At 69.2% G+C, this 15,855-nt stretch carries 8 protein-coding genes and 1 pseudogene; 1 reads left to right on the top strand and 8 read right to left on the bottom strand.

Features of this window, described 5'->3' with window-relative positions; all coding sequences use genetic code 11:
- Positions 1-72: 72 nt before the first annotated feature.
- The 8 genes and pseudogenes from MILUP08_RS15295 to MILUP08_RS15260 form a co-directional block, all read right to left on the bottom strand.
- Positions 73-1,737, bottom strand: coding sequence for a glycoside hydrolase family 27 protein (locus MILUP08_RS15295; RefSeq protein ID WP_039906057.1), 1,665 nt, complete (start codon positions 1,735-1,737; stop codon positions 73-75).
- Positions 1,738-2,032: 295 nt separating this feature from the next.
- Positions 2,033-3,403 (bottom strand): annotated as a pseudogene (locus MILUP08_RS37310) (RICIN domain-containing protein); the annotation flags it as partial.
- Positions 3,404-3,570: 167 nt separating this feature from the next.
- Positions 3,571-5,970 (bottom strand): RICIN domain-containing protein, encoded by a 2,400-nt coding sequence (locus MILUP08_RS15285; protein ID WP_007459176.1) that lies wholly within the window; start codon positions 5,968-5,970, stop codon positions 3,571-3,573.
- Between the two features lie 105 nt (positions 5,971-6,075).
- Positions 6,076-6,927: a sugar phosphate isomerase/epimerase family protein gene (locus tag MILUP08_RS15280; RefSeq protein ID WP_007459174.1), complete on the bottom strand. Its 852-nt coding sequence runs from the start codon at positions 6,925-6,927 to the stop codon at positions 6,076-6,078.
- A 7-nt stretch (positions 6,928-6,934) separates the two neighbouring features.
- Positions 6,935-8,119, bottom strand: a complete 1,185-nt coding sequence (locus MILUP08_RS15275; RefSeq protein ID WP_237747081.1) for a substrate-binding domain-containing protein — start codon at positions 8,117-8,119, stop codon at positions 6,935-6,937.
- A 10-nt stretch (positions 8,120-8,129) separates the two neighbouring features.
- Positions 8,130-9,107, bottom strand: coding sequence for an ABC transporter permease (locus MILUP08_RS15270; RefSeq protein WP_007459170.1), 978 nt, complete (start codon positions 9,105-9,107; stop codon positions 8,130-8,132).
- Between the two features lie 2 nt (positions 9,108-9,109).
- The gene (locus MILUP08_RS15265) at positions 9,110-10,084 is read right to left on the bottom strand and encodes an ABC transporter permease (RefSeq protein WP_007459168.1); all 975 of its coding nucleotides are present in this window, start codon (positions 10,082-10,084) and stop codon (positions 9,110-9,112) included.
- Positions 10,085-10,198: 114 nt separating this feature from the next.
- A complete protein-coding gene (locus tag MILUP08_RS15260) occupies positions 10,199-11,710 on the bottom strand; it encodes a sugar ABC transporter ATP-binding protein (protein WP_007459166.1) in 1,512 nt (503 codons plus the stop codon).
- A 523-nt stretch (positions 11,711-12,233) separates the two neighbouring features.
- On the opposite strand from MILUP08_RS15260, the gene MILUP08_RS15255 reads away from it, so the two are divergent.
- Positions 12,234-15,785: a ThuA domain-containing protein gene (locus tag MILUP08_RS15255; protein ID WP_007459163.1), complete on the top strand. Its 3,552-nt coding sequence runs from the start codon at positions 12,234-12,236 to the stop codon at positions 15,783-15,785.
- The last annotated feature ends 70 nt before the right edge of the window (positions 15,786-15,855 follow it).

Genomic DNA, 15,855 nt, shown 5'->3' with positions numbered 1-15,855 from the left:
ATCGATCCCACCCGACGACACAGGTCCGGGCCGGGACGACGTCGCCCCGGCCCGGACCTGTCACCACTGCCGCTAGCGCTGCGTCCAGCGCTGGTTGGTGGCTCCGGTGCAGGACCAGAGCAGCACCGTGGTGCCGTTGGCGGTCCCGTTGTTGTTGACGTCGAGGCACAGGCCGGACTGGGCCCCGCTGATCGTCCCGTTCGAGTTGACGGTCCACCGCTGGTTGGCCCCGCCGTTGCAGTCCCAGATCTGGACCTTGGTGCCGGCCGTGGCGTTGGTGGGCGCGTCCAGGCACTTGCCGAGCGACTGGAGGGTCTGCCCGTTGGCGGTCCAGCGCTGGTTGGCGGCCCCGTTGCAGTCCCAGATCACCGGCTGGGTGCCGTTGGTGGTGTTGCTCGCCGGGACGTCCAGGCACCGACCCGAGGCGACGCTGGCCAGCGCGAAGGACGTGGTCGCGGGCGGAGGCGTGGTGGGAGGCGGGGTGCTGGTGCCGCCGCCGCTGACCCGGTACACCACAGTGCCGTGCGCCGGAACGCTTGCCGAGATGCTGCCCGTGCTGGTGGTGGCGGCGTTGCTCCAGGCGTCCACCAGGGTGAACGAGCTGCCCGACTTGCCCACCGCGGCGGCGGTGGTCGAGATCGTCGTGGTCGAGGCGCCCTGGTTGAGCAGGGCGACGGCGACGTCACCGTTGGCCAGCCGCTTGGCGAGCACCCGACGGGTGCCGTCGAACGAGACCTGGCTGCCCTGCAACCCGAGGGAGTCCTGGTTGATGGCGATCAGGTTGGCGTTCTTGAGGATGGTCTGCGTCGCGGCGTTCATGTTGCGCACGTCGTTGCCGGCGATCAGCGGCGACGCCATGACGGCCCACATGGCGAAGTGGCTGCGCATCTCCGTGTCGTTCATGCCGCCCCGGCCGACCTCCATCATGTCCGGGTCGGTGAACGAACCCGGTCGCGCGTACGACGCCAGGGGGACGGTGACGTTGATGATGTTCTGGATGCCCATCGGGTAACCGTTGGTCTGCCCGGTGTCCCACGCGTTGGTGATGTCCTCGGTGGTCCGCCAGATGTTCGCCACGTCGCCCCAGTTGCGCTGCGGACCGGTCTTGGCGTGGATGCTGTTGGGGTTGATGCTGTAGAGGATCGGCCGGCCGGTCGCGGCCAGCGCGTCACGCATCTTGGCGAACGTGGTGACCTGGTCGTTGATGCTGCCGTTCGGGGAGCACCAGTCGTACTTGAGGTAGTCGACGCCCCAGGCGGCGAACTGCCGCGCGTCCTGTGCCTCGTGGCCCTGGCTGCCCGTCGCGCCCGGGTAGCTGTTGAAGTACTGGGCGCAGGTCTTGTCGACGGGCACCTGGTAGAGGCCGAACTTCAACCCTCGCGCGTGCAGGTAGTCGCCGAGCGCCTTCATCCCGCTGGGAAACCGGGTCGGATCCCCCTGGAGGTTGCCGGAGCTGTCGCGGTTCGGGTTGAACCAGCAGTCGTCGACCACGACGTACTGGTAGCCCAGATCGCGCATGCCGTTGCTGACCATCGCATCCGCCGTCTGCCGGATCAGCCCCTCGTTGATGTTGCAACCGAACGAGTTCCAGCTGTTCCACCCCATCGGGGGTGTCCGGGCGGTGCCGTTCTCCAGCGCCTGGGCCGCGGGGGCGCGCAGGCCCACGAGGGCGGCGGCCACGAGCAGCCCGGCCGCCGCCGCCCGCCCCCAGTACCGGGCTCGGACGTTTCGCTTCATGCGGGAGCATCCCTTCGTGATGCCGTCCACCAGGGACAGCGGCCCGGATGAGGCGGGCGTCATGATGTCTACGGGGCCACTGTTAGCGTTAACAGCGGACGCCGGTCATATTACGGAGCCGTTACGTTGAATTCAACTACTTCCATGTATCGAGGTGCTGGTCCCCAACGACAACAGGGGCGGCCCCGGTCGCGTGACCGGACGCCGCCCCTGCCGGCGAGCCGTCAACCGGCCACCGCGCGTCGACGCTCAGGCGTCGGCGCGACGAGGTCGCGGTCGCCGAGCGGGATCGCTAGAACTGCGAAAAGAACCGCCACACCTCGCCCTTGGTCCAGGTCGTGATGCCGCTCTCGGCGTACGTGCCGTCCACCGGCCCCGGCATGTGGCCGTTGTCGAACGCCGCCCACTGCACCGGATATCCGGCCCGGCACCCGGAGTAGGCGGTGGTGATGTGGGTGCGACTGCCCGAGGCCGGCTCCCGCGGACTCTGCGCGGTGCAGCCGTTGTTGCGGACGAACGTGTCCCGCAACGACCGACCCGAGGAGATGTTGAGCACCGAGTCGGTGATGCCGTGCAGACCGAAGTACGCGATGGGCTGCGTGCCGCCGCTGCACCCGCTGAGCTGGGCGCCGCTGAAGACCGCCACCGCCCGGAACACGTTCGCCCGCGCACACGCCAGCGCGTAGCTCATGCCCCCGCCGTAGCTGAAGCCGAGCGCGAAACGCTGCGTCGTGTTGACGCAGAGGCTGCCCTCGATCAACCGGATCATGTCGTCGACGAAGGTGATGTCCTCGCCGCCGGAGTTGGCCCAGCCGTTGCCGAGACCCTGCGGCGCGACGAGGATCGCGGTGTTGTTCGACTGCTCCTGCTGCCCGTAGTACGACCACGGAGTCCCACTCGTGCCACCCGAGTTGACCTCGGCCGCGGTACCGCCCCGCCAGTGGAAGGCGAAGATCAACCGGTAGCGGGTGCTGTTGTTGTAGTTGGCGGGAACCCGCAGGATGAAGCTGCGGCTCTTGCCGTTGCTCTGGATCGTGTGGGTGCCGCTGGCCAGCGTGGGGCTCTTGCCGCACCCTCCACCGGTGCCGGTGTCACCGGACACCTTGGCCAGCTGCCACTGCTGGTTGGCGCCGCCCGTGTCGGCGTACTGGACGACGTTGGCGCCGTCGGCGGTCGAGGCGCCCTGGACCTCCACGGCCTTGCCGCTCTGCCGGCCGATCAGCCGCACGTTTCCGGCGTCGGAGTCGGCCAGCCGGAACTGCTGGTTGGAGGCGTTGTTGTCGGTCCACTGCACGATCGCCGCCCCGTCGGTGGTCGACGCGCCGGTGACGTCGAGGACCTTGCCGGAGAGTCGCGACTTCAACCGGTAGAAGCCGCCGCCGGAATCCACGAACTGCCACTGCTGGTTGGTGCCGTTGTTGCGCGTCCACTGGGTGATCCGCGCGCCGTCGCTGGTGGACTGGCCGTACACGTCGAGCGCCTTGCCGCTGTTGCGGTTGACCAGGACGTACCAGGCGTTGGTGTCCACAGTCGCCGCGGCCGCGGGCGTCGCGTTCACCGCGACGAGGGTGCCGGCGGCGAGCACCGTCGCCGCCACGGCGGCCAGTCCCGACCGCCAGCGACGCTGCGGCGGGGCGACGGAATGAACCGCGCCGTTGGATTCCATGAATTCACTCCCTTGCTGGACACCCGTGGGGACGGGGGGTGACCTGTTCGGTTAGCGTTAACACAGCCGCTGGTCGATGACCGGCAGCAATTGGTGGGCCCCGGCCAGTGGGGGCCTGCTGCCGGGTCGCCCCGGCCGGGGTGCGGCCGGCCGGGGCGAACCAGATGTCAGCTGCGCAACTGCCACTGCTGGTTGGTGCCGCCGCTGCAGGCCCAGAGGATCAACTTCGTGCCGTTCGCCGTCGCGGCGCCGTTGGCGTCCAGGCAGAGACCCGACTGCACGCCGGTGATCGTGCCGTTGGCGTTGACGTTCCACTGCTGGTTGGTGCCGCCGTTGCAGTCCCAGATCACGACCTTCGTGCCGTTGACGGTGCCCTGGCCGGAGGCGTCCAGGCACTTCGTGCCGTAGACCATGAGCTGGCGGCTCGCGGTATGGGTCCACCGCTGGTTGGTGGCGTTACTGATGCAGTCCCAGATCTGGGCCTGCGTGCCGTTGGTGGTGCTGGAGTTGCCGATCTCGGCGCAACGACCCGACTGGACGCCGACGAGCTGCACGTTCTGCGGGTTGGTGCTGCCGCCGCTCTGCACGCCGGCGGAGTTGATGACCGTCTGCGCGCCCGACGGCCAGGCGCCGTTCGAGACAGTGGTGTTGCTGTTGACCACGTTGCCGCGGTCGCCGTTGGTCACGTTCGTGCTGCCGTTGGTCGACCAGTTGTTGGTGACCGTGAAGTTGCCCATGTTCTCGGCGTAGAAGTAGTTGGCGGTGGCCCAGGTGCCGGTGGACGAGAACACGTTGTTGCGGGCGGTGTAGTAGCGCGAGCCCTCGTCGAAGTAGAGCCCGAACCAGCCGTTGGTCCGCAGGCAGTAGTTCTGGGTGATGGACCCGCCGGGGTTCGCCGACAGCGTGTAGATGCACCCGCCGTCGGTCATCTGCTGCATGACGTCGTGCACGTAGTTGCCGACGACCTGGTTGTTGGCCGCGGTGGTCGCCGTCGAGTAGCGGGGCTGGTAGTTGTACAGACCCCGGTTCGCGTAGTGCTGGCTGCCGCCCGCGTCGTTGGCGCCCCAGCCGTAGCCGACCGACATGCCGGTGTACGGCATGTTGTAGACCTCGTTGTGCGAGACCAGCGAGGTGTTCACGTAGGTGGTCAGGATCGAGACCACGCCGCGGTACTCCAGACCGAGATCGTGCACCCGGTTGTTGCTGATCGTGACGTTCCGGTTGACCATCCGCTGGTCGCTGGGGTGGTGGGCGTCGGCGCGCACGCCGCCGACCACGACGCCGCCGGCCGAGTTGCGGGCGATCTCGGAGCGGGTGACCGTGATGTTGTCGACACCGAGGCCGACGCCGCTGGCGTGGGCGTTGGCGTCGTTGCCGATACCGATGGCCGTCTGCCCCAGGTTGACGAACTGCGAGTCACTGAAGGCGATGGTGTTGGCGGCGGAGACCTGCACGGCCGCCGGCATCTGGGCCCAGCTCGGGCGGGTGGCCTCGAACAGCGGGCAGCCCTCCTGGCAGGAGGTCAACGCGTCGGACGGACGTGCCCAGGTGCCGACGATGTGCGCGCCGGTCTGCTGGTCGGCGAAACCGTTGCTGCTGCTCGGACCGAGCCAGCTGGTGCCGGTGAAGGTGATCCCGCTGAACGAGATGTGGTGCGCCGGCGCGTCGTAGGTGCCGCCGACGTTGACCAGGGACTGGAGCTGCGGCAGCTCCACGCTGACGGAGCTCATGTTCTGCCCGGAGAGGGGGATGTAGTTGAGCTGACCGCTGCCGGGGTTGAGGTACCACTCCCCCGGCGAGTCGAGGAACTCGTACGCGTTCTCCAGGTAGAACGGTCCGGCCCGGTGCGGGCGGGACAGGGTGTCGAAGCCGAAGGTGTTGTTGTTCCAGGCCGGCTGCTGCATGGTCAGGAAGTTGCCGCTGATGCTCTGCACCGGCGAGTACCGGTCGGTGAACGAGCCGACGCTCTCCACCTCGACCCGGTTCTGGTTCCCGACGTTGTTGAGGTAGCTCAGCGCGCTGTTGCTGAACCGCATGCCGGACGTGGTGAACGTGAAGTCGGACCGGTTCACGGCCGTGCGCGCCCGGGTGGCGATGGCGCCGTTGACGTAGAGCTGGCGGCTGTCGAGCCCGGCCGGGACACTGGCCCGCCAGATGTTCTTGCCGGAGTCGACGAGGGACCACCCGGTGACCGCCCGGGCGCCGCTGATCGTCGGGCGGGCCGAGGCCGCGGCCCGCCAGATCACCTGGTAGCCGTTGTTACCGGAGTCGGCGGCGGTCAGCCGGAACGGCGCCGCGAGCCGGTAGACGCCGTCGGCCAGCTCCACGACGATGTCGCCGGACATCGTGCTGTTGAGCGACCGCACGGCGGTCTGCGCGGCCGTCAACGAACACGGTTGGGCGGACGTGCAGGTGGTGCCGGTGCCGGTGGGGGACGCGTAGAGAGTGGTGGTGGCCGCCAGGGCCGGGGACGCCGAGGCGGTCACGGCGACCAGAGCGGTCACCGCCACCGCGGCGGCGCCGGCGAGAAGCCGGCGCGCCACGGCGATGGCTGTTGGGACGGACATGGGACGGTCTCCTGGGGGTGACGGGGGTGGTGGGGGATACGCCTCAGCGAGGCGGGTTCGGGGGGTGGGCGTTAGCGCTAACACCACGGGCCGGCCGTCGCCGGGTCATGCGACGACCTTCCGCAGGTGGTGCAGGCCGTCGACGGCGAGGCGGTCCTGCGAGGGGGCCAGGGGACGCCAGATCGACGCCGCGGTGGCGATTGTCGCGTTGTCGGCAGTGAACGACTCGATGCAGACCGCACCCTGGTAACCGGTGCCCCGCAGGACGGTGAAGAAGCGGGGCCAGTCGAAATGATCCCTGCCCGGGGCGCCACGGTCGGTGCCGCTGACCTGGACGTGCTTGATGTGCGGGCCGGCCAGCGCGAGCGCGGCGTAGGGGTCGGCCTCCTCGATGTTCATGTGATAGGTGTCGATCATGATGCCGACGTTCGGTGGCAGGCCGTCGATCAGGTCGACCGTCTGCTCGATGGTGTTGACAACGCTCGTCTCGTAGCGGTTCAACGCCTCGACACCGATGCTCACGCCGCACTCGCCGGCCCGCTCGGCCACCGGCGTCAGGGCCCGCCGAAAGTCGGCGTAGCACGCCGCGCGCTCCGCCAGCGACATCCGCCAGGTGCGACCGACCGCGGCGTACACCGGCCCACCGACACACGGCGCGCCCACGGCCGCCGCGCTCGCCACACACCCCATGAGGTACGCGACTGTCGACTCGACGACGGCCGGGGCGGCGTCCACCAGGTCCCGCCCGGGCGGAGTGACCGCGCAGACGCCGGCCGCGACGAGGCCGTGCGCGGCCAGCAGGTCCCGGGTGCGCACCGGGTCCCAGTCGCCGGGCTGCTCGATCGGCAGTTCGACCGCGTCGAACCCGAACGAGGCGATCCGCGGGATCAGCTCGGCGAGGGCCTCGTCGTCGACTGGCGAGGCCCACACCCAGGGGTTGACGCCGATGGCGTACACCGCGAACCTACTTCCAGCGCTGGGGGTAGCCCGGCAGGTCGGTGCAGCCGCACATCGCGTAGTGCAGCGGCGGCATGCTGGCGTCGAGGTACTGGTCCAGGTTGTCCTGGGTGATCGTCGGCTGCGGCAGCTTCCACGGGTTGGACACCTGGGTGCCGTCGAGGATGTTCAGCGCGGCGATGATCGGCGTCCGCCACTGGTACGTCGGATACGTCGGCGCGATGGCGGTGAGCTTCTTGTCCTTCCACAGCTTCAGGAAGTCGAGCTGGTCCTCACCGTTGATCGGCGGTACGGGTTTGCCGGCGTCCTGGAACGCCTCGACCGCCGCCACGGCGACCGCTCCGGCGTCCATCCAGACCCCGTCGATCGTGCCGTACCGCTGGATGTAGTCGTTCACGATCTTCTTGGTCTTGGCCGGGTCGCCGTCGGTGAACTCGACCCCGACGACGTTGACCTTCGCCTTGTCCAGGGCGATCTTCGCGGCCGACCAGCGGGTCTCCAGCACGTCGACGCCGGGCAGGATGCGCAGGGCCAGCACCTTGCCGCCGGGCTTCATCTTCTGGCTGACGAACTCCGCGCCCACGTGGCCGAAGCCGTAGCCGCCCACCGGGTTGATGAAGGTCACCGGACAGGTGGTGTTGACCCCCCGGTCGAAGACGACCACCGGAAGGCCCGCCTGACAGGCCGCCTCGACCGCCGGGGTGAGCGTGGCGGTGGTGTTCGGCGAGACGATGAGGGCGTCGCACTTCTTGCCGAGCAGATCGTTGATGTCGGCGATCTGCTTCTGGTCCTTGCCCTCGGCGTCGACGTGCACGAACTCGCTGATCCGGCTCTTCTGCGCCTCGACCTCGGCCTGCATGGTCTTGAACCCGACCTGCCGCCAGGGGTTGTTCAGTGCCGCGTTGGAGAAGCAGATCTTGTGCTTGCCGGGCTTCTTGTACTTCGCGGTGTCCACCATCTTCGGGTTGAGCACCTGCTCCCACGGCTTGTCGGCCGGGCCCGTCGGTGTGGCGTCGAGCAGCGCCAGCTCGTTGTCGTAGTCGGCCTGCACGAAGAACTTGGACTGCTCGCCGGTCCCCGATCCGGCCGCCGCGGAGGCGGTGCCGGAGGGGGACGCGGTCGGCTCGTCGGTGGCACATCCCGCGAGCACCAGGACACTCACCGCGGCCAGTGCGGTCATGGATCGTCTCATCGAATCACCTTTATCGGGAGGAGGAGGAACGCAGGGAAGAGACCGCCACGGCGAGCAGGATGATCACGCCCTGGACGGTGGATCTGAGAGCGCCGGAGACGCCGGCGAAGTTCATCAACGCGAAGAGCGTCTCGAGGGTCAGGGCGCCGAGCATCGCCCCGACGACCGAGCCGCGGCCGCCGCCGAGGGCGACCCCACCGAGCACGACCGCGGTGATCGCCCCGAACTCCAGGCCGACGCCGGCCTGGAACGACACGCCGCTGTACCCGCCCAGGAGGATCGCCGCGACCGCCGCCGCGAGACCGCTGAGCATGAACGCGATCGTCTTGGTACGCACGACCCGTACACCGCTCAGCTCGGCGGTGCGCGGATTGTCGCCGACGGCGACAAGTGTGCGACCGAAGTCGGAGCGCGTCAGCACGACGGCGATGGCGGCGACGACCACCAGGACGAGCAGCGCGTACGGGATCCGGCCCAGCAGCGGCACATCCTCGATGGCGCGTCGGCCGAAGCGGCGGAACTCCTCGGAGAGCCCGCCCTTGGGGGCGCCGTCGGACCACAGGTACACGGCGCCGACGAGGATCAGGAACATGCCGAGAGTGGTGATGAAGGACGGCACCCGCAGCACGGTGGTCACCAGGCCGTTTACCAACCCGACGAGCGCGCCGCCGGCGAGCAGCAGCACGACCACCGGCCAGGTGCGCGAGGGGTCGCTGTCGATGAGCCGGGCGGCGACGACGACCTGCGCGGTGACCAGCGAGCCGACGGAGAGGTCGAACTCTCCACAGACGATCACGAAGTACTGACCGGCGGCGAGCAGGATGATCGGTGCCGACCGCCCGAGGAACGACATCAGCGACGACGGCGCGAGGAAGTCGGGCTGGACGAACGCGATCAGGATCAGCAGGACCGTCAGGAGCGCGACGATCGGCGCGATCCCGTCGGTACGGATCCGCAGCGGCAGCGGACGACGTTCGGCGACCCGCATGGTCAGGACCCCGCCTTTCGCATGGCCCGTCGGGCGTAGACGGCGACCGCGGCGATGATGATCACGCCGCGGATCACCTGCTTGAAGAACGCGTCCACCTCGAGCTGGTTGAAGACCGCGTCGATGCTGGCGAGCAGCAGCACGCCGCCGACCGTGCCGAGGACTCCCCCACGCCCGCCCGCGAGGGCGGTGCCGCCGAGGACCACCGCGGCGATCGACTCCAGGTCGTAGAGCCCCTCGGTGCCCACCCGTGGGGCGCCGGAGCCGAGTCGGCTGGCCAGGTAGACGCCGGCCAGACCGGCGCAGAGGGAACACAGCACGTGGGCGGTGATGAGGACCCGGTCGTTGCGGACGCCGGAGAGCCGGGCGACCTCCGGGTCGCCGCCGACGGCCACCAGGTGGTGGCCGAAGCGGGTCCGCGACAGCGCGAACCAGGCCGCCGCGGTCACGGCGAGCAGCAGCACGAAGGACAGCGGGACCGGACCGACCCGTTGGTATCCGAGAGTCCGCACGAGAGCCGGGGCGCTCTCGCCGGCCGGGCCGTCGTAGCCGTTGTCGAGGTAGCCCTTGAGCAGCAACCCGACGCCGAGGGTCGCGATGAACGCGTTGATCCGCGCCTTGGTGACGAGCAACCCGTTGAGCAGCCCGACGGCGGCGCTGATCGCGAGCGCGAGCCCGATCGCCGGGAGCATCGCGCCGTCGCTGCCGTTCATCGCCTCGGCCGCCACGAGGGTGCTCAGGCTGATCACGAACGCCACGGAGAGGTCGAGCGAACCACCGAGGATGACAAGGGTCTGCCCGACGGCGACGAGCCCGAGGCCCGCGGCGACGTGCAGCAGACTCACAGTCGTCGACTGGTTGAAGAGCTGCCCGCCGTCGAGCAGTACGACCAGCCAACCGATCACCAGGGTGAGGGCCAGGGCCACGAACACACCCGGTACGGCGTGCCGGGCCGGACGAAGCGACAGGGCGGTCACGGTGCCGTCTCCATTCGCGACTGCGGGGCTCGCAGACCCGGCTCACTCCTCGCGCTCATCGGGCCGTCTCCATTCGCGACTGCCGGGCTCGCAGACCCGGCTCACTCCTCGCGCTCACGCGGCGGCCTCCCGGACGGCGCCGACCGCGAGGGCGACGACCTCTTCCTCGGTCGCGCCGGCGGGCAGCTCGCCCGCGATCCGGCCGTCGCGCAGGACGACGATGCGGTCGCTCATGCCGAGCAGTTCCGGCAACTCCGACGAGATCATCAGAACGGCCGCGCCGTCGGTCGCCAGGCGCCGGACGAGATCGTGGATGGCCGACTTCGCGCCCACGTCGATGCCCCGGGTCGGCTCGTCGAAGAGCAGGATCCGTGGTGTCAGCGCGAGCCACCGGGCCAGGACGACCTTCTGCTGGTTGCCGCCGGAGAGGAAGCGGATCTCCTGGTCGTCGCCGGCGGCGCGGACCTCCACGGCGTCGAGCAGTTCACGCACCCGTGCGGTGCGGGCGGCGCGACCGGACCGCGCCGCGAACACGGCCCGGCTGGCGAGCAGCGCGTTGTCCAGCACCGACTGTCGGGCCACGATGCCCTCACCCTTGCGGTCCTCGGTGACGTACGCGATGCCCGCCCGCATCGCGGCGCGCGGCGAGCGCAGCCGCACCGGTTCGCCGTCGAGCTCCACGTCCCCTGTCGTGAACGGGGCCACCCCGAAGAGCGCACGGGCCAGCGCCGATCGTCCGGAACCCTGCAGGCCGCCGATGCCGAGCACCTCGCCGGCGCGCAACTCGAGGTCCACCCCGCGCAGCTTGCGGTTGCCCCCGCCGCGGACGGTGAGGCGCACCGGCCCGCGGTCGTCGGGGCCGGCCCGCTGCGGGTAGTAGCTGGACAGCTCGCGGCCGACCATGTGCCGCACCAGCTCGTCGGCGGTGGTCTGCGCGGTGTTCACTGTGGTCACCCGGCGACCGTCCTTGAGGACCGTGATCCGGCTGGACAGGTCGAAGACCTCGGTGAGCCGGTGCGACACGTAGAGCAGGCCGATGCCGCGTTCCTGGAGCCGGCGTACCAGACCGTAGAGCAGCTCGACCTCCTGGTCCGCCAGCGCTGCGGTCGGCTCGTCCATGATGAGCAGCCGCGCGTCCAGGGCGAGCGCCTTGGCGATCTCGACGACCTGTTGCTGGGCGACGCCGAGCCGCCCCACCCGGGAGTCGGCCGGCAGCGCGGTCTCCCCGATCGAGGCCAGCAGGCGCCGGGTGCGGTCGAGCATCTCGCGGCGGTCGACCAGCCCGCGCCGGACCGGCTCGTGGCCGAGATAGACGTTCTCCGCGACGGTGCGCTCGGGCAGCAGGTTGAACTCCTGGTGGATGATGCCGACCCCGGCCCGCTGCGCGTCGCGGGGGCCGTGGAAGGCACGCGGTCGACCGGCGAACTCGACGGTGCCCTCGTCCGGGGCGTACCCACCCGAGACGATCTTCATGAGCGTCGACTTCCCGGCGCCGTTCTCACCGACGACCGCGTGGACCTCGCCCGCCGCCACGTCGAGGTCGACCCCGTCGAGGACGCGCACACCGAGAAAGGACTTGCCGATGCCCCGCAGGGCCAGCAACGGTGCCGGTGGTGGATCTGCCATCCCGATAGCCCTCACACATAGTAGTCATCGACGAGATCCGTACGCCGGTCCGTAGGCCGTTCGACGCGCTGAGCGACGTACTTTTGTAGCTCTCTGCAGAACTTGCGTTTTTATGGTGCAAACATTTCCTTGACATCGAGGAAACATCACACGTATGAAGATAGATGTTTGGATGCGGCTCCGCAATCCTCGATCTGCGGCGACTGCCAGGCCCGGCACTCGATCGGCTCGACTGTCGGCTCAGGCAGGTCAGACTCGACCACTCCTACCCGGGGGTAACATCAGACGCTCGACGTTACATTGACAGTCATCAGTGGATAGCCCATCCTGACCTCGCAGACCTTGGACGAGCACACAGCCCACGTCACGCTGTGTGACGTCCTGCGGGGCTGACTGCCGTTTCGGCGGACGGCACGACGACCGCGATCAGCACATTCGTGGCCCACGCGCGCCCAGGCACAACCTGGCGCGTGCCGGACCCGTGCTCGCAAACGGAGTTGCCCGCCCACACCTAGGAGACGGCATGCGTCGCCCCACCATCATCATAGGAATGATCGTCGGCCTGTTAGTGGCCCTCGGCCTGGCCCCGCCGGCGTCGGCCGCCCCGGCCTTCCGCGCCCTGTTGTTCACCAAGACCGCCGGCTACCGGCACGACTCGATCCCCGCCGGTATCTCCATGTTCCAGCAGCAGGCTGCCGCGAACAACTTCGAGCTGGTGGCGACCGAGGACTCGAGCGTCTTCACGCCCGCCAACCTCGCCACCTTCGACGTCATCATCATGTTCCAGACCTCCGGCATGGTCTGGACCTCGGCAGCCCAGCGCCAGGCCGTGGAGGGTTACCTGGCCAGCGGCAAGGGAATCGTCGGCATCCACAACGCCCTGGACATGGGCATCGAGGGTGAGTACCCCTGGTGGGACCAGACCCTCAACGGCGGCGCCCACATGCCCGAGCACTCCCCCGGCGTGCTGCCCGGCACCGCCATCGTCGCCGACAAGCAGCACCCGTCGACGACCGGTCTGCCGGACCGCTGGAACCGCAGCGAGGAGTGGTACAACTTCGACGCCAACCCGCGCGGCAACGTGCACGTCCTGGTGACCGCCGACGAGCGCACGTACAACCCGGGCGCCCGGGCGATGGGCCCGGACCACCCGATCTCGTGGTGCCGCAACGCCGGCGGCGGCCGGGTGTGGGCCACCGCGATGGGCCACGCGATCGAGTCCTACAGCGAGACGAACTTCCGCAACCACGTCCTCGGAGGCGTCAAGTGGGCCGCCGGCAACCAGCCCGGTGACTGTGGCGGCACCGTCTGGAGCAACTTCGAGAAGCGCACCCTGGACGACAACACCGCCGACCCGATGGCGCTGGCCGTGCTGCCGGACGGCCGCGTGCTCTACGTCCAGCGCGGCGGACAGGTGAAGATCTTCAAGCCGAGCACGAACAGCACCGTCACCGCCGCCACGCTGAGCGTCTACACCGGCGGTGAGGACGGCCTCACCGGCGTCGCGATAGACCCGGCTTTCGCCAGCAACGGATACGTGTACGTCTACCACTCGCCGGCGAGCAGCACGACCGACGTCAACCGGGTCTCCCGCTTCACGCTCACCGGTGACACCCTGAACCTGGCCACCGAGGCCCGGATCATCGACATCCCGGCGTACCGGGACCGGACCTTCGCCGAGCCCGGCCACACCGGTGGCTACATCGAGTTCGGCCCGGACGGCAACCTCTACATCGGCACCGGCGACGACACCCCGCCCAACCTCGACCCCAACTGGCAGGGCTACGCGCCGCTGGACTGGCGGTCGGGCAAGGCCAACCTGGACGCCGCCCGCTCCGCCGGCAACACCAACGACCTGCGCGGCAAGCTGCTGCGCATCACGCCGTCGGCCAGCGGTGGCTACACCATCCCGACGGGCAACCTCTACCCCCAGGGCACGGCGCAGACCCGACCCGAGGTCTACGCCATGGGCTTCCGCAACCCGTTCCGCTTCTCGATCGACCCGGCCACCGGCTGGGTCTACCTGGCCGACTACGGCCCCGACCGCAACCCGCCGACGACCAACCGGGGTCCCGAGGGGCTCGTCGAGCTCAACGTGATCAAGACCCCCGGCAACTACGGCTGGCCGTTCTGCCACGGCAACAACCAGCCGTACGCGCCGTTCAACCCGGACACCGGCGTCGTCGGGGCGAAGTTCAACTGCAACGCCCCGGTCAACAACTCGCCCAACAACACCGGCCTGGTCAACCTCAAGCCGATCGTCTCGCCCAACATCTGGTACGGCTACCCCGCGTCGACGACCTTCCCGGAGCTGGGCTCCGGCGGGTCGGCGCCGATGGGTGGGCCGGTCTACCGCTACAACGCGGCGAACCCGTCGGCGACGAAGTTCCCGGCCTACTACGACGGCGTGCACTTCTTCTACGAGTGGTCGCGCAACTACATCAAGGAGACGCACTTCGACTCGTCGACGGCTGTCACCCGGACCAACTCGTTCCTGCCCGGCGGCAACTTCAACAAGCCGATGGACATGGAGTTCGGCCCGGACGGCTCGCTCTACCTGCTGGAGTGGGGCTCCAACTTCGGCGGTGGCAACAACGACTCCGGGCTCTACCGCATCGACTACATCCAGGGTGGACGCTCACCGATCGCGAAGGCCGTCGGCACGCCCACCAGCGGCAGCGCCCCGCTGACCGTCCAGTTCAGCAGCGCCGGCACGGCGGACCCGGACGCCGGCAACACCCTGAGCTACCAGTGGACCTTCGGTGACGGCGGCACGTCCACGGCGGCCAACCCGGCGCACACCTACACCACCAACGGCAACTACACGGCGCAGCTGAAGGTCACCGACAACACCGGCAGGACCGGCTTCGCCAACGTGCAGATCACCGTCGGCAACACCGCCCCGGTCGTCACCATCACGGTGCCGCCCAACGGCGGCATGCTGAACTTCGGCGACAAGGTCTCGTACACGGTAAGCGTCTCCGACCCCGGCGGCGCGGCCATCGACTGCTCGAAGGTGTTCGTCAACCCGGCGCTCGGCCACGACGACCACGCGCACGAGACCACTGAGTACCCGGGCTGCTCGGGCACCATCTCCACCGACCTGCTCGGCGGGCACCCCGAAGGCGCGAACCTGTACTACGTGCTCAACGCCCGCTACACCGACGACGGTGGCACGGGCGGGGCGGCGCCACTGACCGGCTACGCGACGGCGATCCTGCAGCCGAAGCACAAGCAGGCCGAGTACTTCAGCAGCCAGTCCGGCGTCCGGATCATCGACCAGACCGCGGCGGAGAGCGGCAAGCGCGTCGGTGAAATCGCCAACAACGACTGGGTGGCGTTCAACCCGATGAGCCTGTCGGGCATCAGTAACGTCAGCTACCGGCTGTCGTCCCCGAGCGGTGGAGGTTCCATCGAGCTGCGGGCCGACTCGCCGACCGGCACCCTGCTGGCCACCACGGCGGTGCCCAGCACCGGCGGCTGGGACAACTACCAGTCCACGTCCCCGGTGTCCGTGGCGGCCCTGTCCGGGACGCACACGCTCTACATGGTGTTCAAGGGCTCCACGGCCAACTGGTTCGACCTCGACGCGTTCACCTTCGGTGGCAACGGCGTGGGGGTCCCCAGCACCGGCGGCGGCGGGATCGCCGGCCGGACCTGGACCGTCGCGGCGCAGCACAGCGGCAAGTTGATGGACGTCAGCGGCAACTCCACCGCCGACGGCGCCCAGGTCGTGCAGTGGGCGGCCACCGGTGGCAACAACCAGAAGTGGCAGGCGGTGGACGCCGGCAACGGCGCCGTCTACCTCAAGGCGGTGCACAGCGGCAAGTGCCTCGACGTCGTCGGCGGCTCCACCGCACAGGGCGCCTACCTGCAACACAGCACCTGCACCAACTCCAACCAGCAGAAGTTCACCGTGACGGCGACCGGCACCACAGGGGTCTACACGGTCAAGAGCGCGCTCAGCGGGCTCTGCGTGGATGTCAACGGCGCCTCGACTGCCGACGGGGCCCGGCTGTTGCAGTGGGGCTGCCACAGCGCCACCAACCAGCAGTGGCGGTTCACCGCGGTCTAGCGATCAGGCCGTAGCTCCGAAAAGGCGCCGGCCACCCGATCGAAGAGGATCGGGTGGCCGGCGCACCGCG

The organism is Micromonospora lupini str. Lupac 08 (assembly GCF_000297395.2).
GTDB classification, from domain to species: domain Bacteria; phylum Actinomycetota; class Actinomycetes; order Mycobacteriales; family Micromonosporaceae; genus Micromonospora; species Micromonospora lupini.
The sequence above is the reverse complement of the archived record's forward strand: the minus strand, read 5'-3'. Positions and strand labels throughout refer to the sequence as shown.

Bases quoted from the DNA above. Each gene is read 5' to 3' on its own strand.
- MILUP08_RS15285 (WP_007459176.1), bottom strand. From the start codon at position 5,970: ATGTCCGTCCCAACAGCCATCGCCGTGGCGCGCCGGCTTCTCGCCGGC.
- MILUP08_RS15275 (WP_237747081.1), bottom strand. From the start codon at position 8,119: ATGAGACGATCCATGACCGCACTGGCCGCGGTGAGTGTCCTGGTGCTC.
- MILUP08_RS15260 (WP_007459166.1), bottom strand. From the start codon at position 11,710: ATGGCAGATCCACCACCGGCACCGTTGCTGGCCCTGCGGGGCATCGGC.
- MILUP08_RS15295 (WP_039906057.1), bottom strand. From the start codon at position 1,737: ATGAAGCGAAACGTCCGAGCCCGGTACTGGGGGCGGGCGGCGGCGGCC.
- MILUP08_RS15270 (WP_007459170.1), bottom strand. From the start codon at position 9,107: ATGCGGGTCGCCGAACGTCGTCCGCTGCCGCTGCGGATCCGTACCGAC.
- MILUP08_RS15255 (WP_007459163.1), top strand. From the start codon at position 12,234: ATGCGTCGCCCCACCATCATCATAGGAATGATCGTCGGCCTGTTAGTG.